Source organism: Acidovorax sp. Root219, assembly GCF_001428665.1.
Lineage (GTDB): Bacteria > Pseudomonadota > Gammaproteobacteria > Burkholderiales > Burkholderiaceae_C > Acidovorax.
Map to the genome: position 1 here is coordinate 263,920 of NZ_LMIJ01000011.1, position 26,293 is coordinate 290,212.

At 67.7% G+C, this 26,293-nt stretch carries 23 protein-coding genes; 10 read left to right on the forward strand and 13 right to left on the reverse strand.

The window, feature by feature from the left end; genetic code table 11:
- Window positions 1-181: 181 nt before the first annotated feature.
- Entirely contained in the window at window positions 182-1,105 is a 924-nt protein-coding gene (locus tag ASE28_RS11965) for a LysR family transcriptional regulator (protein WP_057267277.1), read from the forward strand.
- Between the two features lie 7 nt (window positions 1,106-1,112).
- Here the strand turns inward: ASE28_RS11965 and ASE28_RS11970 are convergent, their stop codons facing one another.
- The 8 genes from ASE28_RS11970 to urtA form a co-directional block, all read right to left on the reverse strand.
- The gene (locus tag ASE28_RS11970) at window positions 1,113-2,135 is read right to left on the reverse strand and encodes an aliphatic amidase (protein ID WP_057266743.1); all 1,023 of its coding nucleotides are present in this window, start codon (window positions 2,133-2,135) and stop codon (window positions 1,113-1,115) included.
- A 144-nt stretch (window positions 2,136-2,279) separates the two neighbouring features.
- On the reverse strand, window positions 2,280-2,645 hold the full coding sequence (locus ASE28_RS11975; protein WP_057266744.1) for an FmdB family zinc ribbon protein: 366 nt from the start codon (window positions 2,643-2,645) through the stop codon (window positions 2,280-2,282).
- A 15-nt stretch (window positions 2,646-2,660) separates the two neighbouring features.
- Entirely contained in the window at window positions 2,661-3,890 is a 1,230-nt protein-coding gene (fmdA, locus tag ASE28_RS11980) for a formamidase (protein ID WP_057266745.1), read from the reverse strand.
- 57 nt (window positions 3,891-3,947) lie between these two features.
- Entirely contained in the window at window positions 3,948-4,637 is a 690-nt protein-coding gene (urtE, locus tag ASE28_RS11985) for an urea ABC transporter ATP-binding subunit UrtE (protein ID WP_057266746.1), read from the reverse strand.
- A gap of 29 nt (window positions 4,638-4,666) precedes the next feature.
- Window positions 4,667-5,410, reverse strand: a complete 744-nt coding sequence (urtD, locus tag ASE28_RS11990) for an urea ABC transporter ATP-binding protein UrtD (RefSeq protein ID WP_057266747.1) — start codon at window positions 5,408-5,410, stop codon at window positions 4,667-4,669.
- A gap of 27 nt (window positions 5,411-5,437) precedes the next feature.
- On the reverse strand, window positions 5,438-6,643 hold the full coding sequence (gene urtC, locus ASE28_RS11995) for an urea ABC transporter permease subunit UrtC (protein ID WP_057266748.1): 1,206 nt from the start codon (window positions 6,641-6,643) through the stop codon (window positions 5,438-5,440).
- A gap of 40 nt (window positions 6,644-6,683) precedes the next feature.
- Complete coding sequence (urtB, locus tag ASE28_RS12000) at window positions 6,684-7,598, reverse strand: urea ABC transporter permease subunit UrtB (protein ID WP_057266749.1); 915 nt, start codon at window positions 7,596-7,598, stop codon at window positions 6,684-6,686.
- A gap of 84 nt (window positions 7,599-7,682) precedes the next feature.
- Complete coding sequence (urtA, locus tag ASE28_RS12005; RefSeq protein ID WP_057266750.1) at window positions 7,683-8,951, reverse strand: urea ABC transporter substrate-binding protein; 1,269 nt, start codon at window positions 8,949-8,951, stop codon at window positions 7,683-7,685.
- A 181-nt stretch (window positions 8,952-9,132) separates the two neighbouring features.
- Here urtA and ASE28_RS12010 point away from each other — a divergent pair, with 181 nt between their 5' ends.
- Window positions 9,133-12,570, forward strand: coding sequence for an ATP-binding protein (locus ASE28_RS12010; RefSeq protein WP_057266751.1), 3,438 nt, complete (start codon window positions 9,133-9,135; stop codon window positions 12,568-12,570).
- Complete coding sequence (locus ASE28_RS12015; RefSeq protein WP_057266752.1) at window positions 12,554-13,477, forward strand: response regulator; 924 nt, start codon at window positions 12,554-12,556, stop codon at window positions 13,475-13,477. The genes ASE28_RS12010 and ASE28_RS12015 overlap by 17 nt, the downstream gene beginning before the upstream one ends.
- Window positions 13,478-13,519: 42 nt before the next feature.
- Here ASE28_RS12015 and ASE28_RS32005 read toward each other — a convergent pair whose 3' ends face one another.
- Together ASE28_RS32005 and ASE28_RS12020 are read right to left on the reverse strand one after the other, a co-directional pair.
- Window positions 13,520-13,720 carry a hypothetical protein gene (locus tag ASE28_RS32005; protein ID WP_157421953.1) on the reverse strand — a complete coding sequence of 67 codons (201 nt, stop codon included), beginning with the start codon at window positions 13,718-13,720 and terminating at the stop codon, window positions 13,520-13,522.
- A 305-nt stretch (window positions 13,721-14,025) separates the two neighbouring features.
- Entirely contained in the window at window positions 14,026-14,514 is a 489-nt protein-coding gene (locus ASE28_RS12020; RefSeq protein ID WP_057266753.1) for a PACE efflux transporter, read from the reverse strand.
- A gap of 75 nt (window positions 14,515-14,589) precedes the next feature.
- Here ASE28_RS12020 and ASE28_RS12025 point away from each other — a divergent pair, with 75 nt between their 5' ends.
- The gene (locus ASE28_RS12025; RefSeq protein ID WP_057266754.1) at window positions 14,590-15,570 is read left to right on the forward strand and encodes a LysR family transcriptional regulator; all 981 of its coding nucleotides are present in this window, start codon (window positions 14,590-14,592) and stop codon (window positions 15,568-15,570) included.
- On the opposite strand, the gene ASE28_RS12030 is transcribed toward ASE28_RS12025, so the two are convergent.
- Window positions 15,556-16,341 carry an MBL fold metallo-hydrolase gene (locus ASE28_RS12030; protein WP_057266755.1) on the reverse strand — a complete coding sequence of 262 codons (786 nt, stop codon included), beginning with the start codon at window positions 16,339-16,341 and terminating at the stop codon, window positions 15,556-15,558. The two genes, ASE28_RS12025 and ASE28_RS12030, sit on opposite strands and share 15 nt — an antisense overlap.
- A 91-nt stretch (window positions 16,342-16,432) precedes the next feature.
- On the opposite strand from ASE28_RS12030, the gene ASE28_RS12035 reads away from it, so the two are divergent.
- The 5 genes from ASE28_RS12035 to ASE28_RS12055 all read left to right on the forward strand — a co-directional run bounded on the left by ASE28_RS12035 (window position 16,433) and on the right by ASE28_RS12055 (window position 23,114).
- Window positions 16,433-17,431 (forward strand): GlxA family transcriptional regulator, encoded by a 999-nt coding sequence (locus ASE28_RS12035; RefSeq protein WP_057266756.1) that lies wholly within the window; start codon window positions 16,433-16,435, stop codon window positions 17,429-17,431.
- 23 nt (window positions 17,432-17,454) lie between these two features.
- Complete coding sequence (locus ASE28_RS12040) at window positions 17,455-18,324, forward strand: PPK2 family polyphosphate kinase (protein WP_057266757.1); 870 nt, start codon at window positions 17,455-17,457, stop codon at window positions 18,322-18,324.
- Between the two features lie 183 nt (window positions 18,325-18,507).
- Window positions 18,508-19,830 carry a Glu/Leu/Phe/Val dehydrogenase gene (locus ASE28_RS12045; RefSeq protein WP_057200290.1) on the forward strand — a complete coding sequence of 441 codons (1,323 nt, stop codon included), beginning with the start codon at window positions 18,508-18,510 and terminating at the stop codon, window positions 19,828-19,830.
- A gap of 273 nt (window positions 19,831-20,103) precedes the next feature.
- Window positions 20,104-21,723: a class I adenylate-forming enzyme family protein gene (locus tag ASE28_RS12050; RefSeq protein ID WP_057200291.1), complete on the forward strand. Its 1,620-nt coding sequence runs from the start codon at window positions 20,104-20,106 to the stop codon at window positions 21,721-21,723.
- A complete protein-coding gene (locus tag ASE28_RS12055; protein ID WP_057266758.1) occupies window positions 21,720-23,114 on the forward strand; it encodes an MFS transporter in 1,395 nt (464 codons plus the stop codon). The genes ASE28_RS12050 and ASE28_RS12055 overlap by 4 nt, the downstream gene beginning before the upstream one ends.
- A 4-nt stretch (window positions 23,115-23,118) precedes the next feature.
- On the opposite strand, the gene ASE28_RS12060 is transcribed toward ASE28_RS12055, so the two are convergent.
- Window positions 23,119-24,219, reverse strand: coding sequence for a hypothetical protein (locus ASE28_RS12060; protein WP_057266759.1), 1,101 nt, complete (start codon window positions 24,217-24,219; stop codon window positions 23,119-23,121).
- A gap of 109 nt (window positions 24,220-24,328) precedes the next feature.
- Between ASE28_RS12060 and ASE28_RS12065 the strand changes: the two genes are divergently transcribed.
- Entirely contained in the window at window positions 24,329-24,925 is a 597-nt protein-coding gene (locus tag ASE28_RS12065) for a hypothetical protein (RefSeq protein ID WP_057200294.1), read from the forward strand.
- Between the two features lie 24 nt (window positions 24,926-24,949).
- Here ASE28_RS12065 and ASE28_RS12070 read toward each other — a convergent pair whose 3' ends face one another.
- Window positions 24,950-26,293 (reverse strand): SH3 domain-containing protein, encoded by a 1,344-nt coding sequence (locus ASE28_RS12070; protein ID WP_057266760.1) that lies wholly within the window; start codon window positions 26,291-26,293, stop codon window positions 24,950-24,952.

The window sequence follows — 26,293 nt, forward strand, 5'->3', positions numbered from 1 at the left end:
GGCGGTCTTTCCAGAAAAGCGGGGCGGTCGACGGGACCAGGATCGCCACCGGAAATCTCTCGGTCAGTGCATTCGGTGGCGGGCTTGAACGGATTCTGGAATTGCTCTTACTTTAAAAAAAGCGATTTTTTGTGCTCGAATTGCATGAATAAAAGTGATTTGAAAGCCACGCACTCCCATGATGACCTTCAAGCAGCTCGAAGCCCTGTACTGGATCGCCCAACTGGGCGGCTTTGCCCAGGCGGCACACAAGCTGCACACCTCGCAGTCGGCCGTGTCCAAACGGGTGCATGAGCTGGAGCAGCTGTTCGACACCCCGCTGTTCGACCGCAGCCAGCGCACCGCACGGCTCACTGAAAAGGGCGAAGAGATGTTCGTGCTCGCGCGCCAGCTGCTGCGCCAGCGCGATGCGGCGGTGGAGCAGTTCAGCAAGCCGGGGGTGATAGAGCGGCGCCTGCGCATCGGCGTGACCGAACTCACGGCCATGACCTGGCTGCCCCGGCTGGTGGCGCTGGTGCAGCAGCACTACCCCAAGGTGACGCTGGAGCCTGACGTGGACGGCAGCCTGCCGCTGCGCGACAAGCTGCTGGCCGATGACCTGGACCTGGTCATCGTGCCCGATGCGTTTGCCGATGCGCGCCTGCCCGCCAAGGCCGTGGGCCAGGTGGAGAGCGCCTGGATGTGCCAGCCCGGCCTGCTGCCCGCCGGCCCGGTGCGCCTGCACCAGCTCGCGCACCAGCGGCTGCTGGTGCAGGGGCAGTCGTCAGGAACCGGCCGGCGCTACGACGCATGGATGAAGGAACTGGGCGCCGAACCCTCGGACGCCATCGTGGTGAGCAACCTGATCGCGCTGATCGGCCTGACCATCTCGGGCCTGGGTGTGAGCTACCTGCCGCGCCACTGCCTGGACCCGCTCATCAGCGCCGGTCTGCTGGCCGTGCTGGAGGTGGACCCTCCTTTGCCCCCCGTGCCCTACGTGGCGCTGTACAAGGGCGAGCACCGCAGTGCGTTGGTGTCTTCCATCACCATGCTGGCCCAGTCCTGCTGCGACTTCACGCGCGCTTTCCAGGCGTTCCCGATGGGGGATGGCACAGAGCGACGCTGACCCGGGCCTATGCGTGCGGAATGCCATCGATGGGGCATTCCGCCGTGCCCACTGTGCTGCGTGTGAGCGCTTCCACCGCCTGGCGCGTGCCCTCGGGGTCGGTCACCCAGCGCTGGTAGAAGCCGTAGGGGCAGGCGGCCACGCCTTTGTCCCCCTCGCCGGAGTTGATCATGCCGGTATAGCCGCGGTGCAGCAGCTTGAACAGATGGTTCTCGGACTGGCCGTTCTTGCGGAAGTCGCGGATCAGGCTGGTGGACAGGGCCGCATACTGCACGCCGTATTCCTCTTCGCCGCACTCGCCCAGGGTGCGGCCATCGAAGCCGATCAGCGCCGAATGGCCGAAGTAGCTGTACACGCCATCGAACCCCGCCGCATTGGCCACCGCCACGTAGGTGTTGTTGGCGAAGGCCATGGCCTTGCTGATGAGGATCTGCTGCTCCTTGGCTGGGTACATGTAGCCCTGGCAGCGCACGATGAGCTCGGCGCCCTTCATTGCGCAGTCGCGCCAGATCTCGGGGTAGTTGCCGTCGTCGCAGATGATGAGGCTGATCTTCAGGCCCTTGGGCCCGTCGCTCACATAGGTCTGGTCGCCGGGGTACCAGCCCTCGATGGGCGTCCAGGGCATGATCTTGCGGTACTTCTGCACGATCTCGCCCTGGTCGTTCATCAGGATCAGCGTGTTGTACGGCATCTTGTGCGGATGCTCTTCATGCCGTTCCCCCGTGAGCGAGAACACGCCCCAGACCTTGGCCTTGCGGCAGGCAGCCGCGAAGATTTCCGTCTCGGGGCCAGGAATGGTGGTGGCGGTCTCCATCATCTCCTGGCGGTCGTACATGATGCCGTGGGTGCTGTACTCGGGGAAGATCACCAGGTCCATGCCCGGCAGGCCGGTCTTCATGCCGACCAGCATGTCGGCGATCTTGCGCGCGTTCTCCAGCACCTCGGCCTTGCTGTGCAGGCGCGGCATCTTGTAGTTGACCACCGCGACGCCGACGGTGTCCTTGCTGCTCGAAATATCGCCGTGGATCATGGCGTGTTCTCCTTGGGAAATCCTGAAGCCTGGACGCCTCCTGCGGGTTGGCATTCAGCCGGATAACTAGGCGGGGAGCCGCAGACAGTGCTTCAGCACGGCAAGGCTCCCCAACGACGTTAGCCGGTTGAAGGCAAAGCCGCGTCAGTGGCTGATCATCCAGGGGCGTTTGGACGGGAAGGTCTTCGCACCGTTGGGCGCCGTGACGGTGCTGCCGCGTTTGCTCGCACCGCCGCTGCAGCAGCCACACCCCGAGGGATGGCGCAGCCGGCCGTAGCTGCCGGCATCGCCATCGCGCGAGGACGAGCGCGGGGCGTGCTGGGCGCGCTCGTTGGTGTCGTGCGCGCGGCGCTGCTCGGGGCTCACGCAGGCGAGGTGCGGTGCGTGCGCGAACACGCGCGCCGCTGCCGCCCCGCAGTCGGGGCAGGCGCAGGGCTCGTTGCGCAGGGCGACGCTGCGCAGCGCGTCGAAGTTGCCGCAGTCGGCGCAGGCGTAGTCGTAGGTGGGCATGGCGGGCCTGCCTTGCTACTTGTCTTGCGAGATCGGCATGTCGATGCTGCCGTCGAGCATCTTCACCGGGCCGGCGGCCGTGGGGTTGATGTCGAAGTCGAAGATCTCCGTGGGCAGCCACAGCGTGGCGCAGGCGTTGGGCACGTCGACCACGCCGCTGATGTGGCCCTGCACGGGGGCCGTGCCCAGGATGGAATAGGCCTGCGCGCCGCTGTAGCCGAACTTCTTGAGGTACTCGATGGCGTTCAGGCAGGCCTGGCGGTAGGCCACCGTGACGTCCAGGTAGTGCTGCTTGCCCGATTCGTCGACCGAGATGCCTTCGAAGATCAGGTAGTCCTTGTAGTTGGGGGTGACCGGGCTGGGCTTGAAGATCGGGTTCTTGATGCCGTACTTGGCCATGCCGCCCTTGATCAGGCTGACCTTCATGTGTACCCAGCCGGCCATCTCGATGGCGCCGCAGAAGGTGATCTCGCCGTCGCCCTGGCTGAAGTGCAGGTCGCCCACCGACAGGCCCGCGCCTTCCACGTAGACCGGGAAGTACACCTTGGAGCCGCGCGAGAGATCCTTGATGTCGCAGTTGCCGCCATGCTCACGCGGCGGCACGGTGCGCGCGCCCTCGGCGGCGGCCTTGGCCTTGGCCTCGCCCTGCAGCTTGCCCATGTGGGCTGTCACGCCATTGGGCGGATTCGCCAGGCCGGGCACGCGATCGGGGTCGGTGGCGATCAGCTCGGCTTCGCGGGCGTTCCAGGCGTCGAGCATCTTCTGGTCGGGCAGGCAGCCGATGAGACCGGGGTGGATCAGCCCTGCGAAGTTCACGCCCGGGATGTGGCGGCTGTTGGTGAACATGCCATGGAAGTCCCAGATGGATTTTTGCGCCAGCGGGTAGTGCTCGGTGAGGAAGCCGCCGCCGTTCTTCTTGGAGAAGAAGCCGTTGAAGCCCCACAGGCTGTCGTCACGCGCGCCGATGTCGAGCAGGTCCACCACCAGCAGGTCGCCCGGCTCGGCACCCTTGACGCCCACGGGGCCCGACAGGAAATGCACGGTGGACAGGTCCACATCGCGCACGTCGTCGGCGCTGTCGTCGTTCTTGATGGCGCCGCCAGTCCAGTCGTAGGTCTCGAGCTTGAACTCCGCGCCGGGCTCCACCCAAACGGCCATGGGGATGTCCGGATGCCAGCGGTTGTGTACCAGCGGGTTCTCGTACGGGGACTGCTTGAGGTCCACCTTGATCAGGGTATCGGCCATGGCGTGTTGCTCCTTGGATGGTTGTGGAAGGGGAACGAAAAGAGACGGGAGAGAGGATCAGACGGAAAGGTAGGCCTTGATGTGCTGCTGATCGGTGTCGGCACGCGCGGTCTCGTGTACCAGGCGGCCGCCTTCGATGACGAACAGGCGGTCGGCCACGTCCATGGCGAACGAGAGCACCTGCTCGCTGACCACGATGGTGATCTGGCGCAGCTTGCGGATCTCGTTGAGCGCGCGGGCGATGTCCTTGATGATCGAAGGCTGGATGCCCTCGGTAGGTTCGTCGAGCAGCAGCACCTTGGGGTCGGTGACCAGCGCGCGCGCAATCGCCAGCTGCTGCTGCTGCCCGCCCGAAAGGTTGCCGCCCTTGCGCCGGCGCATGTCCCAGAGCACGGGGAACAGGGCGTAGATCTCCTCGGGGATCTCGCGCGTCTTCGAGTTTTCGAGGCCCGTCTGGATGTTTTCTTCCACCGTCAGTGTCGGAAAGATCATGCGGCCCTGGGGCACGTAGGCGATGCCCTTGGCCACGCGGCGAAAGCTCTCGTCACGCGTCACCTCCTGGCCGGCCACGCTGATGCTGCCGCTCTTGACCGGCATCACGCCCATGAGGCTCTTGAACAGCGTGGTCTTGCCCATGCCGTTGCGGCCCATGATGGCCACGGTCTCGTTGGCCCGGCCCGAGAACGAGATACCGTGCAGTGCTTCGCTCTGGCCGTAGGCCACGAACAGGTCCTTGACTTCCAACATATGGGTGCTCCTGTGCGGGGGATGGCCGGTCAGTGGCCGAGGTAGACGTCGATCACCTTGGGGTCGTTCTGGACCTTGTCCATCGAGCCTTCGGCCAGGATCTTTCCCTGGTGCATGACGGTGACCTTGTGCGCGATGCGCTTGACGAACTCCATGTCGTGCTCGATCACGATCACCGCGCGGTTCTTGCAGATGCGTTGCAGCAGCTCGGCCGTGAGCTCGCGCTCGCGCGCGCTCATGCCGGCAATCGGCTCGTCGAGCATCAGCAGCTCGGGCTCCTGCATCAGCAGCATGCCGATCTCCAGCCACTGCTTTTGCCCGTGCGAGAGCAGGCCGGCCTCGGTGGCGAGCTTGTCCCCGAGGCCGATGTCGTCGGCCACGGCCTGCACGCGCTCCTTCACCGCCGGGGTGCAGCGGAACGCGAGTGCACCGAACACCGAGCGGCCCGAGGGATACGAGACCTCCAGGTTCTGGAACACCGAGAGGTTCTCGTAGATCGAGGGCGTCTGGAACTTGCGGCCGATGCCCAGGCGCACGCGCTTGTGTTCGGCCATGCGCGTGAGCTCTTCATTCTTGAACTTGATGCTGCCGCCGGTGGCGCGCGTCTTGCCGCAGATCAGGTCCAGCAGCGTGGTCTTGCCCGCGCCGTTGGGGCCGATGATCACGCGCAGCTCGTTCTTGTCGACGTACAGCGTGAGGGCGTCGATGGCCTTGAAGCCGTCGAACGAGACCGTGAGTTCTTCCACGGCCAGGGCGAAGTCGGTGTTGCTCATGAAGGGTGCTCCGGGTGCGGGGTGCGCTCAGGCGCTCTGGCTGCTGGTGCCTTCGGGCAGGCCCGGCGCACGCACTGCCGGGGCGGCGGGTTCGGTGTCGGCGGGCGGGCGGCTTACCGGTGCTGGCGCCCGCATCGAGGCCTGGCGCAGCGCTTCGCGCCGGCCCTTCCACCAGGGCACGATGTGGCTCTCCCACAGGCCGGCCAGTCCCATGGGGAAGGCCATGGTCACGCCGATGAACAGGGCCGCCATGAGGAACAGCCACAGGTCGGGAAAGCTCTCGGAAAAATAGGTCTTGCCCGCATTCACCAGCAAGGTGCCGTAGACCGCACCCACCAGGCTCATGCGCCCGCCCACGGCGGCATAGATCACCATCTCGATGGAGGGCACGATGCCCACGAAGCTCGGCGACATGAAGCCCACCTGCAGCGAGAACAGCGCGCCGCCGATGCCCGACAGCGCGGCGGCCAGGCAAAAGGTGAAGACCTTGAAGTTGGCCACGTCGTAGCCCGAAAAGCGCACGCGGTCTTCCTTGTCGCGCATGGCCAGCAGCAGGGTGCCGAGCTTGCTGGTCTGGATGAAGCGGCACAGCACGATGGACAGCACCAGCAACGCCACGCACACGTAGTACAGGATGTACTTGGCGCTGTCGGTGCGCGTGTCCCAGCCCCACAGGGTCTTGAGGTCGGTCATGCCGTTGACGCCGCCGGTGTAGCCCTGCTGGCCGATGATGAGCACGGTGCAGATCAGCGCCACGGCCTGGGTGATGATGGCGAAGTACACCCCGCCCACGCGGCGCTTGAACATGGCGAAGCTCACGATAAAGGCCAGCAGCGTGGGCACCACGATCACCGCCGCCAGCGAGAACGGCAGGCTCTTGAACGGCACCCAGAGCGCGGGCAGCTCGGTGATCTGGTTCCAGTCCATGAAGTCGGGAATGCCGGGGGTGGACTGGATCTTGGTGCTGACCGGGTCGGAGGCTTCAAGCTTGAGGAACATGGCCATGGCATAGCCGCCCAGGCCGAAGAACACGCCCTGCCCCAGGCTGAGCACGCCGCCATAGCCCCAGACCATGACCAGGCCGATGGCCACGAAGGCGTAGGTGAGGTACTTGCCGACCAGGTTCAGGCGAAAGATGTCGAGCGCCAGTGGCAGCACCACGGCCAGCAGCACGGTGAGCAGCACCAGGCTGGCGAGCTGGTAGCGCTGGATCCAGGCTTTGAGGGCATTCATGAAGTGACTCCGGTGAACTCAGGGTGAAATCGACAAATGCTCAGCGGCGCACCTTGGAGGCGAACAGGCCCTGCGGCCGCACCATCAGGATCAGCACGATCAGCGACAGCGTGATCACCTTGGCCATGGAGCCGGCCAGGAAGAACTCGGTGATCGACTGCGTCTGCGCGATGCCGAAGGCCGAGACCACCGTGCCCAGCAGGCTGGCCGCGCCGCCGAAGGTGACGACCAGGAACGCATCCACGATGTAGAGCGAGCCCGAGGTCGGCCCCGTGGAGCCGATGGTGGTGAAGGCCGCGCCCGCCACGCCGGCAATGCCGCAGCCAATGGCGAAAGTCAGACGGTCGGTCTTTTGCGTATCGATGCCCGTGGCATTGGCCATCACGCGGTTGGCCACCGTGGCACGCACGCGCAGGCCCCAGCGGCTTCGGTGCAGCGCCAGCAGCACGCCGCACGTGACCACCGCCGTGAGGCCCAGCACGAACATGCCGTTGATGGGGATGTCCAGGCCCTCGACGGGCGCCCACGAGCCCAGCAGCCAGTCGGGCAAGGTGGGGCTCACTTCCTTGGGGCCGATGAAGGTGCGAAAGCACTGCTGCAGCGCCAGGCTGATGCCCCAGGTGGCCAGCAGCGTATCGAGCGGGCGCTTGTACAGGTGGCGGATCAGCCCCCACTCCACCAGCCAGCCCGCGGCAAAGGCAAAGCCGAAGGCCGCCACGATGGCCACCGGAAAATAGTAGGCCACCAGCTGCGGCGCATGCGTCGACGCGAGCGTGGAGCCCAGGTAGATGGTGTAGGCGCCGATGGTCATGAACTCGCCATGCGCCATGTTGATCACGCCCATCTGCCCGAAGATGATGGCCAGCCCCAGGCCCATGAGCAGCAGCACGGCAAACAGGCTCAGGCCCGCAAAGCCCTGCATGAGGCCGATGTTGAGCATTTCTGAAAAGTTCATGGGTGCCAGACTCCATTCACGGCAAACAAGGGGGCGGCCATGCGGCGGCCCGGCCTGGTGGGCCGGACGCTGCAGCGGGAGGATTTACTGGTAACCCTTGGGGAACGGATCGGGCTTGATCAATTCCGGCGATTCGGCAACGACCTTGAAGCTCGCGTCCGGCATGCCCATGGCGATGCGCGACTTGCTCCACAGGTGGTGGTTGGCGTCGAGCTTGACGTAGCCCTCGGGTGCGGTCTTGAGCTCGATGCCCGGCGAGGCGGCCACCACCTTGTCCACGTCGAAGCTCTTGGCCTTCTCGACCGCGGCCTTCCACAGCCACGGGCCGAGGTAGCCGGCCTGGGTCACGTCGCCGATCACCGCATCCTTGCCGTACTTGCCCTTGAAGGCGGCGACGAACTTCTTGTTGTTCTCGTTGTCCAGCGACTGGAAGTACTTCATCGACGAGAAGAAGCCCGCGAAGTTCTCGCCGCCCACGCCTGTCATCTCGTCCTCGGTGACCGACAGCGTGACCAGCAGTTGCTTGTCACCCGTGATGCCGGCAGCCTTGAGCGCCTTGTAGAAGGCCACGTTGGAGCCCCCCACCACGGCGACGAACAGGCAGTCGGGCTTTTGCACCTTGATCTTGTTCATCAGCGAGCCGAAGTTGGTGCTGCCCAGCGGGTAGTACTCCTCGCCCACGACCTTGCCTTTCTGGAAGTTCTCCACGTGCTTGCGCGCGATCTTCATCGAGGTGCGCGGCCAGATGTAGTCCGACCCGATCAGGAAGAAGGTTTTGGCCTTCTTCTCGGTCTTGGCCCACTCCAGGCTGTACAGGATCTGCTGCGTGGCTTCCTGGCCGGTGTAGATCACGTTCTTGGACTGCTCCAGGCCTTCGTAGAAGGTGGGGTAGTACAAGAGGCCGTTCTCTTTTTCGAACACCGGCAGCACGGCCTTGCGCGAGGCGCTGGTCCAGCAGCCGAACACGGCGGCGCAGTGGTCGTTGATGAGCAGCTTCTTGGATTTTTCGGCGAAGGTGGGCCAGTCGGAGGCGCCGTCTTCCTTGATGACCTTGATCTTGCGGCCCAGCACGCCGCCCATGGCGTTGATCTGGTCGATGGCGAGCTGCTCGGCCTGGATGGAGCCGGTCTCGGAGATGGCCATGGTGCCGGTGGCCGAATGCAGCTGGCCCACGGTGACTTCGGTGTCCGTCACGGCCAGCTTGGTGGTGTTGACGGCGGCGGTGGTCTGGCCGAAGGACCAGGCGGGCAGGCCCGCCATCGATGCGGCGCCCATGGCCTGCAGCAGGCGGCGGCGGCCGCCGTCCGTGGAGGGAGGAAGGCCCAGGGCATTCGGATCGGTGAGGTGCTTCATGGTGAAAACGCTCCTTGCTACAGACGGGTTGGGGTGGTGTGCGGCGCCGGCCGGTTGGGTGCCGCGCTGGTGCCAAGATTAGGGACAACCCTGGTACGCGCCCATACGTCAATTAACGTAGCCCGTGCGTACGCACCTCCCGGCAAGCGTTGCTAGAACGTTTCTTGCATGGGCCCCGTGCATGCCCTCCACCCCTCCGTCCGGCGCACCGCAGCCTGCCCAGCAGACGATCTTTCGCTTCCGGCGCGAGTACAACGCCTGGGTGGCCGACGAGACCATGGAGGACTACGCGCTGCGCTACACCGCCAAGAGCTTTCGGCGCTGGAGCGAGTTCCGCGTGGCGAACACGGCGTTCGGCTCGCTGTCCTTCCTGGCGCTGGAGGCCATCGGCGGGGCCATCGCGCTCAACTACGGCTTTTCCAATGCCATGTGGGCCATCCTCGCGGTGGGAGTGCTGATCTTCCTCACCGGGCTGCCCATCGCCTACTACGCAGCGCGCTATGGCCTGGACATGGACCTGCTCACGCGCGGCGCGGGCTTCGGCTACCTGGGCTCGACCATCACCTCGCTGATCTACGCGGTGTTCACCTTCATCTTCTTCGCGCTGGAGGCAGCCATCATGGCGCTGGCGCTGCAGATGGTGGTGGACTGGCCGCTGCAGTGGTGCTACGTGGTCTCGTCCCTGGTCATCCTGCCCCTGGCCATGCGCGGCATCACGCTGATCTCGCGGCTGCAGGCCTGGACGCAGCCGCTGTGGCTGTTTTTGCTGCTGCTGCCCTTCGTCTGGATCGCGCTGGCGCAACCGCAGCTGTACCGCGACTTCGCGGGGCTGTCGGGTCTCAAGAGCGGCAGCAGCCAGTTCAACCTGCTGATGTTCGGCGTGGCGGGCACGGTGATCTTCTCGCTGGTGGTGCAGATCGGCGAGCAGGTGGACTTTCTGCGCTTCCTGCCCGAGCGCACGGCCGCCAACCGCTGGCGCTGGTGGGGCGCGGTGCTGGTGGCGGGCCCGGGCTGGATCGTGATGGGCATGCTCAAGATGGCGGGCGGCGCCTTCCTGGCTTTTGCGGCGCTGCAGTTCGAGGTGGGCACCACGCGCGCGGCCGAGCCCACGCAGATGTTCCTGGCGGGCTTCCACCAGGTCATGGCGGCGCTGGGCCTGCCGGGCCTGGCGGTGGCGGTCACGGTGCTCTTCGTCGTGGTCTCGCAGATCAAGATCAACCTGACGAATGCCTACGCGGGCTCGCTCGCCTGGTCCAACTTCTTTGCGCGCATCACGCGCAGCCACCCGGGGCGTGTGGTCTGGCTGGTGTTCAACGTGGGCATCGCCACGCTGCTGATGACACTCGGGGTGTTCGGCGCGCTCGAGAAGGTGCTGGCGGTCTACAGCAACGTGGCCATCGCCTGGGTGGGCGCGCTGGTGGCCGACCTGGTGATCAACAAGCCGCTCGGGCTGTCACCGCCGGGCATCGAGTTCCGCCGCGCGCACCTGTACGACTTCAACCCCGTGGGCCTGGGCTCCATGGTGCTGGCGGCCACGGTGGCCTGCTGCGCCTATGCCGGCATGCTGGGCGAGATGGCGGCGGCGTTCTCGCCCTTCATCGCACTGGTGCTGTCGATGGCGCTGGCGCCGCTGCTGGCCTGGGCCACCAAGGGGCGCTACTACCTGGCGCGCCAGCCCGATACCACCTGGCAGCCCGGCGAAGCGGTGCGCTGCACGGTGTGCGAGAACCAGTTTGAGTCCGAAGACATGGCGCGCTGCCCGGCCTACGGCGCGGCGATCTGCTCGCTGTGCTGCTCGCTCGAATCGCGCTGCCACGACCGCTGCAAGACCGGCTCGCGCGCCACCGACCAGTTGCGCGCCGTGGCCGCTCTGCTGCTGCCACGCCACTGGGCGGCCAAGGTCAACTTCCGCATGGGGCAGTACCTGATGGTGATGGTCTCGCTGTGCGCGGTGATGGTCTTCCTGCTCGGCGTGGTCTATGTGCAGGAGAGCATCGAGACGCCCGCACAGTTCTTGCGCATGCCCTTCTTCAAGGTGTTCGCGCTGCTGGCGCTGTTGGCCGCCGTGTGCGCCTGGTGGGTGGTACTGAGTACCGACAGCCGGCGCATGGCGCAGGACGAATCGGAGCGGCAGACGCAGCTCTTGCTGCAGGAGATCGAGGCGCACAAGCGCACCGATGCCGAGCTGCAGGCCGCCAAGGACCAGGCCGAATCGGCCAGCCTGGCCAAGACGCGCTACGTGGCCGGCATGACGCACGAGCTGCGTTCGCCGCTCAACAGCATCCTCGGCTACACCCAGATCCTGCTCAAGAACCCGCAGACCGAGGGCTGGCTGCGCGAGAGCCTGTCCACCATCCAGCACAGCGGGCAGCACATGCATGCGCTGATCGACGGCTCGCTGGAGCTGGCGCGCATCGAGGCCGGCCGCCTGCGCCTGGACCTGCTGCCCCTGCCCCTGCCCGAGCTGATCCAGAACGTGGAGGGCATGCTGCGCCCGCAGGCCGAGGCCAGGGGCCTGCGCTTCGTGGTGCAGACCGAGGGCACCATGCCCGGCTGGATACGGGCCGACGCCAAGCGGCTGCGCCAGATTTTGATCAACCTGCTGTCCAACGCGGTGCGCTTCACCGAGCGCGGCGAGGTGCGGCTGCGCATGGATTTTCGCCCGCATGTCTCGCGCATCGAAGTGATCGACACCGGCATCGGCATCGAGCCGCAAGACCTTGAACGCATCTTTCTGCCGTTCGAGCGCGGCAGCGCCGGACGCCGCGCGAGCGAGGCCGGCACCGGCCTGGGCCTGACCATCACACACCTGCTCACGCAGCTCATGGGGGGCGAGCTCACGGTGGCCAGCACGCCCGGCCAGGGCAGCACCTTCACCGTGCGCCTGTACCTGCCCGGCATCTCGCCCGACCCGGCCTGGCGCCCCGCCCACATGGTCGCCCTGCGCCCGGTGATCGGCCACATCGCCCCGCGCCGCACGCTGCTGGTGGTGGACGACCAGCCACTGCAGCGCCAGCTGCTGGCCGGCCTGCTGGTGCCACTGGGCTTCATCGTGCGCGAGGCCGCCAGCGGGCGCGAGTGCGTGGAGATCGTGCGCCAGACCCCGCCCGACCTGGTGCTGCTGGACATTTCCATGGACGACCTCGACGGCTGGCAGACCGCCGCGCTGCTGCGCACATTGCTGCCAGCCAGCGAACTGCCCATCGTCTTTGTCTCGGCCAACCAGTTCGACCACGAGCCCGGGCGCCTGGCGGCCATGCAGGTGCAGGGCTTCGTGGGCAAGCCGGTGATCGAGTCCGAGCTGCTGCGCGCGCTGCAGGCGGCGCTGCAGCTCGAATGGGTGCACGACAACACGCCGCCCCCCCTGCCGGCCGCAATGGGCGAGTCCGTGCGCCAGGCACCTGCGCCTACCAGCCTGCCCCAGGGCCTGCGCGACGACCTGACCCGGTTGGCGCGCCAGGGCCAGGCAGGCGCCGTGCGCGAACGGCTGCGCCAGGCGCGCAGCGAGCTGCCGGCCCATGCCGCCGCACTGGCCGTGCTGCAGGCCTGCGCCGACCGTTTCGATTTCGAGGCCCTGGCCCGCCACCTTCGCGAACCCGACCATGAACAGTCTCTTTGACCCCTCTCTGGCCAGCCCCTCGGAGCCCGGCCAGCGCGTCATCCTGGTGGTGGACGACGCCCTGGACACCCTGCGCATGCTCTGCGACGCGCTCGCCGCAGAGGGCTACGCCGTGCTGGCCGCGCGCGATGCGCAGGAAGCGCTGCAGCGCTTCGACATGGTGGTGCCCGACGGGGTGCTGCTCGATGCGGTGATGCCCGGCATCGACGGCTTCGCGCTGTGCCGCAAGCTCAAGGCCACACCGCCGTGGTCGCACGTGCCCATCGTGTTCATGACCGGGCTGTCGGACACGGCGCAGATCCTGCAGGGCTTTGACAGTGGCGGGGTGGACTATGTGGTCAAGCCGCTGCGCATCCCCGAGGTGCTGGCGCGCCTGGCGACCCACGTGCGCAATGCCCAGGCCACGCGCATGGCGCGCGAGGCAGTGGACGTGGCCGGCCTGGGTGTAGTGGTGCTCGATGGCCAGGGCCGCATGGCCTGGCGCTCACCCCAGGCCACGCGCTGGCTGGAAGATGCCTTTGCCCATGCCGAGGCTCCTGCGGAACTGGCCGCTGCCTGGCTGGTGCGGGCACAGCGCGATGGCGAACAGACCCTGGCATTGGCCGACGGCCGGCAGCTGCTGGCCCGGCACATGGGCGCCAGCGGCCTGGCCGAATCGATGCTGCTGCTCAGCCATGCCCGGCCCGAGGCCGCAGCGCCGCGCCGCCTGCAGCAGGTGGCGCTGACCCCGCGCGAGACCGAGGTGCTCTCGTGGCTGACCAAGGGCAAGACCAACCGCGACATCGCCGATATCCTGGGCATGAGCCCGCGCACGGTGAACAAGCACCTGGAGCACATCTTCGAGAAGCTGGGGGTGGAGACGCGCACCGCCGCAGCAGCCATCGCGGGGCAGCTGCTGCAGGGCTGATGCGGTTGTGCGACCGGGGCGGTCCTGAGAAAGGCGGCGGCCCTATTTCATGCCGAACACGATGATGGCCGTGACCGCCACCACCCCGATGACAACCAGGCCCACCACCTGCACGACCATCTCGGCACGAATGAGGTTGACCCAGAAGCCACCGCCTGCAGGCGGTGACGGTTTCTTATCCTGGTTTTGATCCATGCTGGCTCCTTGATTGACTGTTTTCAGATAGGGCGTGTCATCATTCATTTCACCCCCGCGCTGGCCTCGGCATGCGGATGGATGCGCGAAGCGCGGCGCAGCCAATAGCCGGGCTATTGGCAAGCCGAGCGACAAAGCAGACGCCGCATGCCGGGGCCAGCCCGAAGGGAAAGCCTGCAGCGCGGCGCATTGCGGCGTTGCCCTTCGCTTGTGTAGCCGAGCTACACGGCACTCAGGGCGCCTTGCACTGCACCGCGCTGCAGACTTTCGCGGGGGTGAAATGAATGATGACACGCCCTAAGCAGCCTGTGCATCCCCCCGGTAACAAAGCGCACATTGCGTGCAGTGCAATGTCACACCTGTGCGGCCCCCTGCGCACTGGCGGGCAGGCCGAACACCTGATCGAACACCCAGTTGAAGACAAAGGTGTAGCACAGGAAGAAAACGATCATGCCGATGTCCATCACCAGTGCCTGCCACAGGCTGATCTGGAACCACCAAGCGAAGATCGGCACCAGGGTGATGACAAGCCCCATCTCGAAGCTCACGGCATGCACCACGCGGCGTGCTGCGCTGCGCCCGCGTACCTCCTGCCGCGCCTCCCAGCGCTCGAAAGCCCAGTTGAACAACACGTTCCACGCCACGGCGATCAGGGCTGCCACGGCAGCGATCACGCCGGCATGCGCCGCGCCCTGCCCCGAGAGAAAGGCCAGCCCCGCCGTGGCGGCTGCAATGGCGATGAGTTCGTACAGCGTGACGTAGACGACGCGGCGCTTGACGCCCTGCAGGCCGGCGGCGGTCTGGGTTGCTGTCAGGGAAGTGGTGGTGTTCTGCGATTCCATGGGCAGGACTGTATGTGCCAGAGGCTGATATAAAAAGTTAGCTTGTGTCAGTTTTTCTGATAGATTGAGCCCTCTATGGCTTTTTCGTCGGACAACATCCAGGTCTTCCTGTCCGTGCTGGACCAGGGCTCCTTCTCGGCAGCGGCCCGCAGCCTCTCGCGCGTGCCGTCGGCCGTGAGCATGGCGATTGCCCACCTGGAGGCGGAGCTGGACATGCCGCTCTTCGACCGCAGTGGCCGTGAGCCCCGGCCCACCGCCGCCGCACGGGCGCTGGAGCCCCAGGCGCGGCTGCTGGCTGGCCAGTTGCAACAACTCAACGCCCAGGCGCTGTCGCTCACCCAGGGGCTGGAGGAACGGCTCACGGTGGCCATCGCACCCGAGCTGCTGGCATCGCGCTGGACCGAGCCGATCGCCGCCCTGGCGCGCGAGTACCCGCTGCTGCAGGTGGAGGTGCTGGCCGCGCCCCAGGTCGATGCGCTCGAGTTGCTGCACACCGGGCGCGCGCAACTGGCGCTGGTGTTCGAACGCCCCAGCATCGACGGGCGCGAAGGCTTCCAGGAGGTAGGCAGCGAAACCCTGGTGGCGGTGATGGCGCCCGACCACCCGGTGCTGCAGGCCGCGCGCGAAGCCGCCACGGAGCGCTGCGAGCCGGCCGGGGAGGCGCAATTGCGCGAGGAGCACCTCACGACCACGCGGCAGATCGTGGTGGCCAGCCGCGACCTGGCGCAGATCGACCGGCGCTTCGTCTTCGCGCGCCACCACTGGCGTACCGACAACCACCTGGCCGCCCTGGGCCTGATCGAGGCGGGCCTGGGCTGGGGCTGGCAGCCACGTGCCCTGGTGCAGCCGCGCATTGACGCCGGCACGCTGGTGGAGATGCCGTTCGAGAACCTGAGCAATGGCACGGCCCTATGGGTGGACGTGGTGTGGTCCAAGGAGCGGCCGCTGGGCCTGGGCGCGCGACGCTTCGTGGACCTGATGTCGCACGACGCACACCGGGCTGGACACCCCGCCGAGCAGGTCTGCTCCACGACGCCCGCATCAGAACACGCGTGACTCGCCATCCTGCGGAATCCACAGCCGTTGCTGCACGCCAGCCTCTGCGGCCAGGCCCGCCAGGCCGGAGCGCGTGGTAGGGCAATGGTCGAGTGCTTCCAGGTGGTTGGCCACCACCGTGCCGGGGGCCAGGGTGCAGGCCCCGATCACGTCTTTCCCATCCATCAGGATCTCGCCCCCCAGGTCGAAGCGCGCACCGCCGGCCGGCAGCACGGCCACGTCGGGGCGCAGGCGGGTGAGGCAATCGCGCAGCTCGGGCGTGAGCACCGTGTCCCCGGCGATGTAGACGCTGGGCTCGCCCGGCATCTCGATCAGGTAACCATGGCCATGCTCCATGAGGCGGCCGACCCAGCCGCGCCCGTGCAGGCAGGCGATGGGCGTGATGTACCCACTGCCCAGAAAGGGCTGGCGGCCCGGGCCCGCCAGCGGCTGCACCGCCAGGCCGCGCGTGGCCAGGTAGTCCGCATCGCGGGGCATGCAGAAGACGGGCGTGCCCTTCCCGCGCAGGAACTGCTTGCCCGCCCGATCCAGGTGGTCGAAGTGGCCGCGCTGGCAATGGGTGATGAGGGCATGCGTCACGCGGCCCAGCACGGCATCGGCTACTTCGGGCAGCTCCACGATGGGGTTGCGGCGGCGCGTGCCCCCCAGGTAGCGCAGCGTGGGCAGGCCACCCTGGCGCGAGAGCATGGGGTCGACCAGCAGGGCCACGGGCGCGCCCTGGGCCGTGAATTCCAGCACGATGGTGGCGTTGCGCAATTGGGTGATCTTCATGGGGCAGGTGCTGTGGCAATGGATGAAGCCCTATTGTTCAAAGGCGTGCGTCTGGTGAAAATGGCTGGAATGGACAATTCATTGCCAATCCATGCCAGGCCTGGGAGCTGATTCCCCTTTCCCCGCGCGCCCCCTGCGCCTGGCCCTGCTGCTCTACGAGGGCTGCATGCCGGCAGGCCTGTTCGCGACGGCCGACATGGCGCGCGCGGCCAACCTGCGCGCGGGCCGGCCGCTGTTCGACGTGCAGTGGGTGGGCCTGGACCTTCAGCCGGTATCCACATGGCAGGGGCCGGCACTGCTGCCCACGTCAACCCTGGCGCAGACACAGGCCGATGCCGTGCTGGTGCCGGGCCTGTGGCTGTCGTCACCCGACGAAGTGCGGGCCCAGCTGCGCCCCCTGCAGCCCCTGGTGCGGGCGCTGCGCGCCCTGCCGCGCCGCACGCAGGCGTGGAGCTACTGCGCCGGCGTGGTGCTGCTGGCCGCCAGCGGCCGGCTCGATGGCCATGCGGCCACGGCCACCTGGTGGCTGCAGGCGGCGTTGCAGCAGGAGTTCACGGCCGTGCAATGGCGCTTTGATGAACCCCTGGTGGCGCACGCAGTGGCCACCACCGCCGCCGGGGCCAGCGGCTACCTGCCGCTGATGCTGCACGCGCTGGCGGCACGGCTGCCGCCCCAGGCCGTGCAGGACCTGCAGGAGGTGCTGATGCTGCCCCGTCCGCGCGCCACCCACCCCGTGTTTGCCGGGCTGGATCTGATGGCGCAGGCGGAGCCTGCCCTGCGCAGCGCCATGCTCTGGGTGCAGCGCAGCCCGGCCCAGGGCCTGTGCCTGGCCGATCTGGCGGCGGCCATGCACCTGTCCACCCGCACCCTGGCGCGGCGGGTGCGCGCGCACACGGGCCTGGCTGCGGCACACTGGATGCGCCGCATCAAGCTGCGGCAGGCCGCAGATGCCCTGTGCCAGACCCGCCATCCGCTCAAGCGCATCGCCCAGGACCTGGGCTTTGCCAGCGAGGCCGGCCTGCACCGGGCCTTTGCCCATGCGGTAGGCCAGACCCCCATGGCCTACCGCATGGCCCACGGCAACCATTGATACCCCCTTTCAAACCACTGGAGATGCACACCATGACCCCTCCCTTCCAGAGCAGCAGCAAGGCCTTCGGCGAGCGTTGGTCGGCCTGGCAGCCCAAGGCGGGCGGCAAGAAAGGCAAGACCTCTGCCCTGGCCGACTGGGATCCAGGAGCCAAGCCGTTCTCGCTGGGCAGCAAGACCGAAGACAAGGCCGCCGTGGAGGCCCTCGCGCTGGAGCTCGACGAGTTGCAGAACCTGTTCTATGCCGACAAGCGCTACAAGCTGCTGGTGGTGCTGCAGGGCACCGACACCTCGGGCAAGGACGGCACCATCCGCGGCGTGTTCGGCCGCATGAGCGCCCTGGGCGTGCACACCGTGGGCTGGAAGGCCCCCACCGAGACCGAGCGTGCGCACGACTACCTCTGGCGCATCCACCAGCAGGTGCCGCAAGACGGCGACATCACGGTCTTCAACCGCAGCCACTACGAGGACGTGCTGGTGCCCGTGGTCAACGGCTGGATCACGCCCGAACAGCAACAGCAGCGCCTGGCCCACATCAACGACTTCGAGCGCATGCTCAGCGAGACCGGCACCATCGTGCTCAAGTTTCTGCTGCACATCAGCCCCGAGGAGCAGCGCCTGCGCCTGCAGGAGCGGCTGGACGACCCGGCCAAGCACTGGAAGTTCAGCATGGGCGACATCGAGGTGCGCAAGCAGTGGAAGGACTACCGCCGGGCCTATGACACCCTGCTCAACGCAACGCACACGCCCTGGGCACCCTGGACCATCGTGCCGGCCGACTCCAAGACCCACCGCAACCTGATGATCGCCAGCGTGCTGCGCCAGGTGCTGCAGAACCTGGACCTGCGCTATCCGCCGGGCGATCCGCTGCTGGCGGATTTCAAGGTGGAGTGAGGCGGCCCTATCTGCCGCGAAGGGGCACTGGCACGACCCCTTTGCACAGACTCGGCGAAGGCCAGGATCGTCTTTTCAAGGTTATGCATCGATTGCATAATCCTGTAACACTCCGGCCTTGGACAGGCTTGCGGGGCAGGAATAAGCTTCGTGGCTTGAACTTATCCCACAAGGAAATTCACCATGTCGCAATCTTCCGGCGCGCCGGCCACCCCCTCCAAATTGGGCGCCGTCCACACCCTGCCTTCGTACCTGCAGGCCGACAACCTCGGGCCCTGGGGCATCTACCTGCAGCAGGTAGACCGCGTCACGCCCTACCTGGGGCACCTGGCCCGCTGGGTGGAAACCCTCAAGCGCCCCAAGCGCGCGCTGATCGTGGATGTGCCGATCGAGCTGGACAACGGCACCATCGCCCACTTCGAGGGCTACCGCGTGCAGCACAACACCTCGCGTGGCCCCGGCAAGGGCGGCGTGCGCTTCCACCAGGACGTGACACTGTCGGAAGTGATGGCCCTGTCGGCCTGGATGTCGATCAAGAACGCGGCGGTGAACGTGCCCTACGGCGGTGCCAAGGGCGGCATCCGCGTGGACCCCAAGAAGCTCTCCATGGGTGAACTGGAACGCCTGACGCGCCGCTACACCAGCGAGATCGGCATCATCATCGGCCCCACCAAGGACATCCCGGCACCCGACGTGAACACCAACGGCCAGATCATGGCCTGGATGATGGACACGTACTCGATGAACACCGGCTCCACCGCCACCGGCGTGGTCACCGGCAAGCCCGTGGACCTGGGCGGCTCGCTGGGCCGCGTGGAAGCCACCGGCCGCGGCGTGTTCACCGTGGGTGTGGAAGCCGCCAAGCTCACCGGCCTGCAACTCGAAGGTGCCCGCCTGGCGGTGCAGGGCTTCGGAAACGTGGGCGGCATCGCAGCCAAACTGTTTGCCGAAGCTGGTGCCAAGGTGGTGGCCGTGCAGGACCACACCGGCACCATCTTCAACGGCAAGGGCCTTGATGTGCCGGCCCTGCTGGCCCACGTGAAGATCCGTGGTGGCGTGGGCGGCTTTGCCGGTGCCGAAGCCATGAAGCCCGAGGAATTCTGGGGCGTGGATTGCGAGATCCTGATCCCTGCCGCGCTGGAAGGCCAGATCACCGAGCACAACGCCGGCCAGATCAAGGCCAAGCTGGTGATCGAGGGCGCCAACGGCCCCACCACCCCCGAGGCGGACGACATCCTGCACGACAAGGGCGTGCTGGTGCTGCCCGACGTGATCGCCAACGCCGGCGGTGTGACAGTGAGCTACTTTGAATGGGTGCAGGATTTCTCCAGCTTCTTCTGGAGCGAGGACGAGATCAACGCCCGTCTGGTGCGCATCATGCAGGACGCCTTTGCCGGCGTGTGGCAGGTGGCCCAGGAGCACAAGGTGAGCCTGCGCACCGCCACCTTCATCGTGGCCTGCCAGCGCATCCTGCATGCCCGCGAAATGCGCGGCCTGTATCCATGAGCTTGCGCCGTTCTCCGGACTGAAGCGGCCCACCCGGCAGCATTCAGGTCCAAAGCAACCGCCAGCGCCGCACCCCGGCCCTGGCGGTTTTTTCATGGGCAGGGCTGTTGCGCGCGGGCGACGCCCCGTGCCCTCGTTCACGCCTGTTGTCGGCACGATGCAACCGCTTGGCGGGCCGTGAAACAGGCAGATACGCAGGCCAACAAATGGAAATGATTGCACCGGGGGCCACATGGGAGACTGCTTTGCATTCGGCAATCCCAGGAGACCACGGTGGCCATTCCCTCCCTGCGCAGCGTCATGGCGCGCTTCATGCTGAGCCGCCTGCGCACCGCCCGCTCGGTGGCCCGCCTGGCCTACCGCCTGCACGGCAACAAACGCGCCCTCATCGACCGGCGCGGCACCCTCACATATAAACAGCTGCATGAGCGCGTGCTGCGATTGAATGGCTGGATGCAGGCGCAGGGCGTGAAGCAGGGCGACATCGTATTCACCTGGCTGCCCGAGACCGGCGAGCAGTACGAGACGCGCCTGGCCACGTTCGAAAACGGCACCATCTTCGCCAGCTTCCACAAACACCTGTCGGCGCAGGCGGCGCTCGATACGCTGCTGCGCGTGAAGCCCACGGTGTTCATCCACGACCCGGCGCTGAGCGCACCCATTCTGGCCACCGTGCGCGAGCGCATGCCCGGCCTGCACATCCTGGCCCTGGGCAAGCCCTACGAGGACGCGCTGGCCCAGGCCACGCCCACGCGCGGCACGGCCAAGGTGCACGAGGACGAGGTGTTCGCACTGCACATGACCTCGGGCACCACGGGGCTGCCCAAGGCCATCGGCTATACCCACCGCAAATACCTGGACAGCGTGCGCTTCATCGCGCAGTCGATCAACTTCACGCCTCCCGCCAGCGGCCAGGACATCAACATGCTGGGCCTGCCGCTGACGGGGCCGGGCTCGGGCCTGGTGCTGCCCACGCTGCTCTCGGGCGCGGTGCTGGTGATGCCCGAGAACTTCCGCTCGGCCACGCTGGCCGGGCTGATCGAGCGCCACAAGGTCTCGCGCGCCTTCCTCTCGCCCTCGGCCATCATCGACCTGCTGGACGACCCGGAGCTGCCGCGTTACCGCCTGGCCTCGCTCACGCACGTGCCCTATGGCTCGGAGATGATGCCCGCGCCCAAGATCGCCGAGGCGATCCGCCACTTCGGACCCATCTTCCAGCAGGGCTACGGCTGCCTGGAGGCGCTGCCGCCCATCACCTGGCTGCTGCCGCACGAACATGTGGACGCGAGCGGCGCGCCGGTGGGCCTCCACATCCTGTCCTCCGTGGGCCGCGTGATGCCCGGGGTGGAGGTGGTGGTGCGCGATGACGCCTTCAACCCCCTGCCCCTGGGGTCCACAGGCCTCATCACGGTGAAGACGCCGGTCAGCTTCGAGCGCTACTGGCACGACCCCGAGAAGACGGCCGAGACCCTGCGCGACGGCTGGGTAGTAATGGGCGACATGGGCTACTTCGACAAGGAGGGCTACCTGCACGTGCTGGGCCGCAGCGCCGACCGCGTGCACAAGGACGGCCGCATGCTCAATCCGCGCGAGGTGGAAGAGGTTACGCACCAGCACCCAGCCGTCAAGGAATGCTGCCTGGTGCAGCACGGCGAGCAGGCCGTGCTGGTGGTGAGCCTGCGCCAGAGCTGGCGCACCGAGCACAGCTGGCGCGCGCTGGAGCACGACATCACCGAGTACATGGGCGAGAACCTGTCCGCGGCCTTGCAGCCCGACCGCGTGCGCATCGTGCCCGAAATCCCGCGCAGCTTCCTCAACAAGATGCTGCGCCGCGAAGTGCGCGCCATGCTGAACGCCGAGGAGCCCGTGGCCGAACTGGCGCACGCACTGTGAGCGGGCCCACCGCCGCGCAGGCCACCACCACCACGCTCACGCTGGGCACCAAGCTCAGCTATGCCGTGGGCAATGTGGGCCTGCAAATGCTGATCGCCGCCATGGGCTTTCTGCTCATGATCTTCTACACCGACGTGGCCCTGGTACCGCCGGCGGTGGCGGGCGCCGCGCTGCTGGTGGGCAAGGTGTGGGACACCATCAACGACCCGCTGTTCGGCTGGGTGACGGACCGCACGCGCTCGCGCTGGGGCCGCCACCGGGTGTACCTCATCTACGGCGCCATTCCGCTGGCCGTGGTGTCGGCGGCGGTGTGGATGGTGCCGCCGGGCCTCTCGCCCGTGGCCGCCTTCCTGTGGATTGCCATCACCTACACGCTGTTCGACACGCTGATGACGCTGGTGCAACTGCCCTACCAGGCCATGGCCGCCAACCTCACGCGCGACTATGACGAGCGCACCAGCCTCACGGCTTTTGCCTCGCTGGGTGCGCTGCTGGGCTTCTTCGCGGGCAGCGTGCTCATGCCCGTGCTGGTGCGGGCCGCGCCCGATGCGCGCACGGGCTATGCGCTGGCGGGTGCCTGCTTCGGCCTGGTGGCCGGCATGGCGGTGGCCGTGGTGGCCTGGCGCGTGCGAGAACCCGCAGTCGAGGAGGCCACAGCCGAGCCGGCCCCTGCCTGGGACTCGGTGCGCCGCACCCTGCTGGGCACGCTGCGCAACCGGCCCTTCTTGCTGCTGGTCGGCGCCGCCGGCCTGGTGCGCCTGGGCCTGACGCTGGTGCAGGGCGCGCTGGCCTACTTCGTCATCTACCAGTTGCAGGGCACGCAGGGGGATCTGCCGCGGCTCATGGCCATCCTGCTCGGGGTGGTGGGCATCTCGCTGTTCGTCTGGAAGCGCGTGGTGGACCGCTGGGAGAAGAACCGGGCCTACCTGCTGGGCCTGGTGTTCAGCGCCACCGGCCTGTTGACGCTGTACTGGATCGGGCCGGGCCAGCAGGGGGCCGTGCCGGTCGTGCTGGCGCTGATCGGCGTCGGCATGGGTGCGCACTGGATCGTGCCGTTCGCGATGGTGCCCGACACCATCGACCACGGCCACATGCTCGCAGGCGAGCGCACCACCGGCATGTACTACGGCCTGTTCGGCCTGGTGGACAAGATCGCGCGCACCCTGGCCACGGTGGTCGTTGCGGCCGTGCTCGACCTGACGCACTACGTGCCCAACGTGGCCCAGTCGGCCCAGGCGCTGGGCGGCATACGGCTGATGACCGGCCCGCTGCCCGCGCTGTGCCTGGCGCTGGCGATACCGCTGCTGCTGGCCTACCCGATCACGCGCGCACGCCACGGGGAGATACGCCGCAGTGTGGGCGATGTGCGGGACAGCCAGTTCGCTGGCTGAGACTTCAGGCCCCGGGTCCGGCCGGCCGGACCGGAACGACGGGCTCCACCCAGCGCAGGGCCAGGCAGAACGGCTGCGCGCAGGGGGATCGCCCCGCATAAGGGCAGCCAGACACCTCGCACATCGGCCGGTCGCGCTCGCGGGCTTCCTCGGTGGGCAGGTGGCCGCTGGCCTGCAGCACGGCCATCTGCGTCCAGGGGTCCAGGCGCTGGGCCTGCGGCAGCAGCATTTCACGGCCGTAGACCGCGGCGGGCAACTGGGCCTGGAAGTCCAGCACCAGCAGCGCGCTGGTGCGCGCAGCGACCGCCTCCGGCCCCTGCAGCACCAGCGCAAACACCCCCGATTGCAAGGACTGCGCGTTACCGGAGAACGGTAACTGCAGCGGCGCCGGCGGGGGCGATGCCACGGCAGAGGGTGCCGACTGCGATGCCATCCAGGGCACGGGCATGCGCAGGGTCAGTGCAAAGCCGCGCGGCCCTTCGGGAGTCTGCACCGTGCCCTGGCGCACCAGCCAGGTCTGCAGCGGCGGTTGCCCGGGTTCGGCGTCGCCTCTTTCGAGTGCATGGGCCAGGCCCACGGGCCAGGGCTGGGCGGCGACCACCCGCTGCGGCATGCCGCCGCCCCCGGTCAGTTGCGCCACCATGGCGCTCACCATGCGCAGCACGGGGGCGTCGAGGCCCTCGGCGGGCCAGGTGGCCGCAGCGAGCAGCGCCGTGCCGGTGGCCGGTACAGCCTGGGACGCCGCCAAGGGCGCCCCCGCAGGCGGCAGCATCGGCAGCGAGGTCCGCGCCGCCGCGCTGGCACCCGCGCCGCCGGCGGGCAGGGCCTGGCGCGGGTCAAACCCTGCGCCCAGCTGGCCGCGCGCCTGGGCCGAGATACTGGCCTTGTCGGCCGGGGCCGCTGCTGGTGCCGAAGGAGGAACCGGCGTAGCGGAAGGCGACGGCACAGGGCTCCCTGCGGGGTCGGCCACCGGAACCGGCGCGCGCACCGCAGTCGGCTTGTCCAGCCCGAGCAGCGAAGACTGCCGCTGCAGCGCGGCCTCTGCCAGGAACTGGGCCACGGGCGGCAAGGCGCCAGGGCGGGAGGAGTCGATGGGGGTGGCCATGCGTGACTGTGGGTAGACGCCTGATTCTGGAGTGATTCAGTGCCGATGAACAGGGCGGCCGCACCCGGGGCCCCCTGCCTGCGTCAGAATTCGGCCAGCCCTCGCCACCATGACCCTCCCACCCTCGCCTGCACCACCACCCCATGCCTGGGTCGCTCCGGCCGTGCTTGCCGCAGTGGCCGGCTTCCTGCTGCTGAGCGCCTGCCTGTTCGCGCCCAGTTGGGAGCGCGCCTTGCGCTCCGACGCCTCGCCGGCATCCTGGCTGTCAAGCGCCCTGCTGCTCACGCTGGGTGTCACCGCCCTGCGGCTGACCGCCGAACGCGCCCTGCCCCGGCCACTGGGGATCTGGCTGGTGCTGGCCTTTGGCGCGCTGGCGCTGGACGAGCAGTTCATGCTGCACGAACTGTGGAAATTCCGCTGCATCGAATGGACCACCGCCTGCCATTCGCATTGGGTGCGCGAGGCACCGATGCTGGCCGTGGGCCTGGTCGGTGCGGCCACCCTGGCCTGGCTGCACCGGGCTCTCGTCCACCGCAGCACGCAGGCGCTGATGTGGGCCGGCCTGCTGATGGGCCTGTGGGCGATTGCGGTCGACCAGTGGCCCGGGGTGCCCCCGGAGCTGGCAACCTTCGAGGAGGTTTTCGAGGTCCTGGCCGAAACGCTGGTGCTGGCAGCACTGCTGCGCCAGCCGGCGCGCGCTGGCTGACCCCGCCTGCTCAGCCCCGGCTGGTCAGGTGCATTCCTGGTCCACCCAGTGGCCGGCCCGGAACCACTGGCCGCCGACGTTGAGGTACCAGTGGTGCGTGAATACCGGCTGGCCCGACATCTCGCCCTTGGACGGAATCTCGATGCGCAGGATGTCGGCAATGCCGTCGCGGTCGAGGTCGATCTCGTAGGCCACCACGGCGGTCTGGATGCGCACGGGCTGGGGCACCTCGGGAGGGCTGGCCGCAATGGTCCATTCCTTGGGGTGGCGCCGCGCCTGCACGGCTACCGCGCTGGCGGGCAGGGCTGTGGCGGTTACCAGGCGGGTGAGAACCTGGGCAGTGTCAGACAGGCGTGCATAGCCCTTCACGTTGACCAATTCGTCGCCACCGCCGGCGGGCGGGTCTTCGAACCCGGGGCCGGTGTAGTGGCCCCCGCAATAGAAATCCCCGTTGTCGATCATCCAGGTGCGCTTGCGCAGGCCCTGCGCGCCCACCAAGCCCTGGTGCGTGATCGCGTAGATCATGAGCGGAGGATCGAAGACAAGATAGGCCGCGCCCACGTCCCAGAAACCCGTGACGAATTCGATCTCCGGGCCGTTGTGGCGGTTGTGGCCGCCCATGGGCACATCCGTGGGGACAACTGCAAGGCGGCTGCCCGCCACCGCCGCCAGACCATCGGCCTCGGTGTCGTGCAGCAGCGCCACCTCGCCATGGCGCTTGAAACGCGAGGGCGCGATGGGCTTGAGCGCCAGGCGTACCCCCGGGATGCTGATATCGGCCACCGGGTCCACCGGCTTGCCGCGCGCGATCTCGTTCGTTGGGTCGAGCAGTACGCCGGCGCGCAGCAGCCGCTTGGCGGCCTCGAACTCGGGCCGGGCCGGATAGCGCACCTCGGCCCCCAACGCATGGGTCTTGATCAGTGCCGGCATCTGCAACGCGGCGGGGCGGGGCAAGGCATTGCCATAGGCGCGCAGCCGCTTGGGCGACGGCGCCACCCAGAAGGCGCGTGCCGGGTCTTTCGCTGCCTGCACCAGCGCCAGGGGTGCCGGCGCGAGCAGGTTGCAGGCCACGTGCGCCTGCAGCGGCAGGGGGGAAGCCAGTGCGCCCTTGCCGCCGGCATTCAGGCGCGGATCGCCGCGGTAGGACACCTCGCACCAGCCATCGCGCTCGGCCAACTGCTGCAGCACGGTGTTGGCGGGCACCTGGGCCAGCACGCGCGCATCGGCGCGCGGGGCCTCGCGCAGGTTGACCCACGAGCCTTGCACGTGGCGCACCTCGGGTGCCGTCTGCTGCGCCGCCGCGCCGTGCACCCACAGGGCCGACCCGGCGAGCCCTACGGCCACAGAGCAGACAGAGCGCAGTCGCAT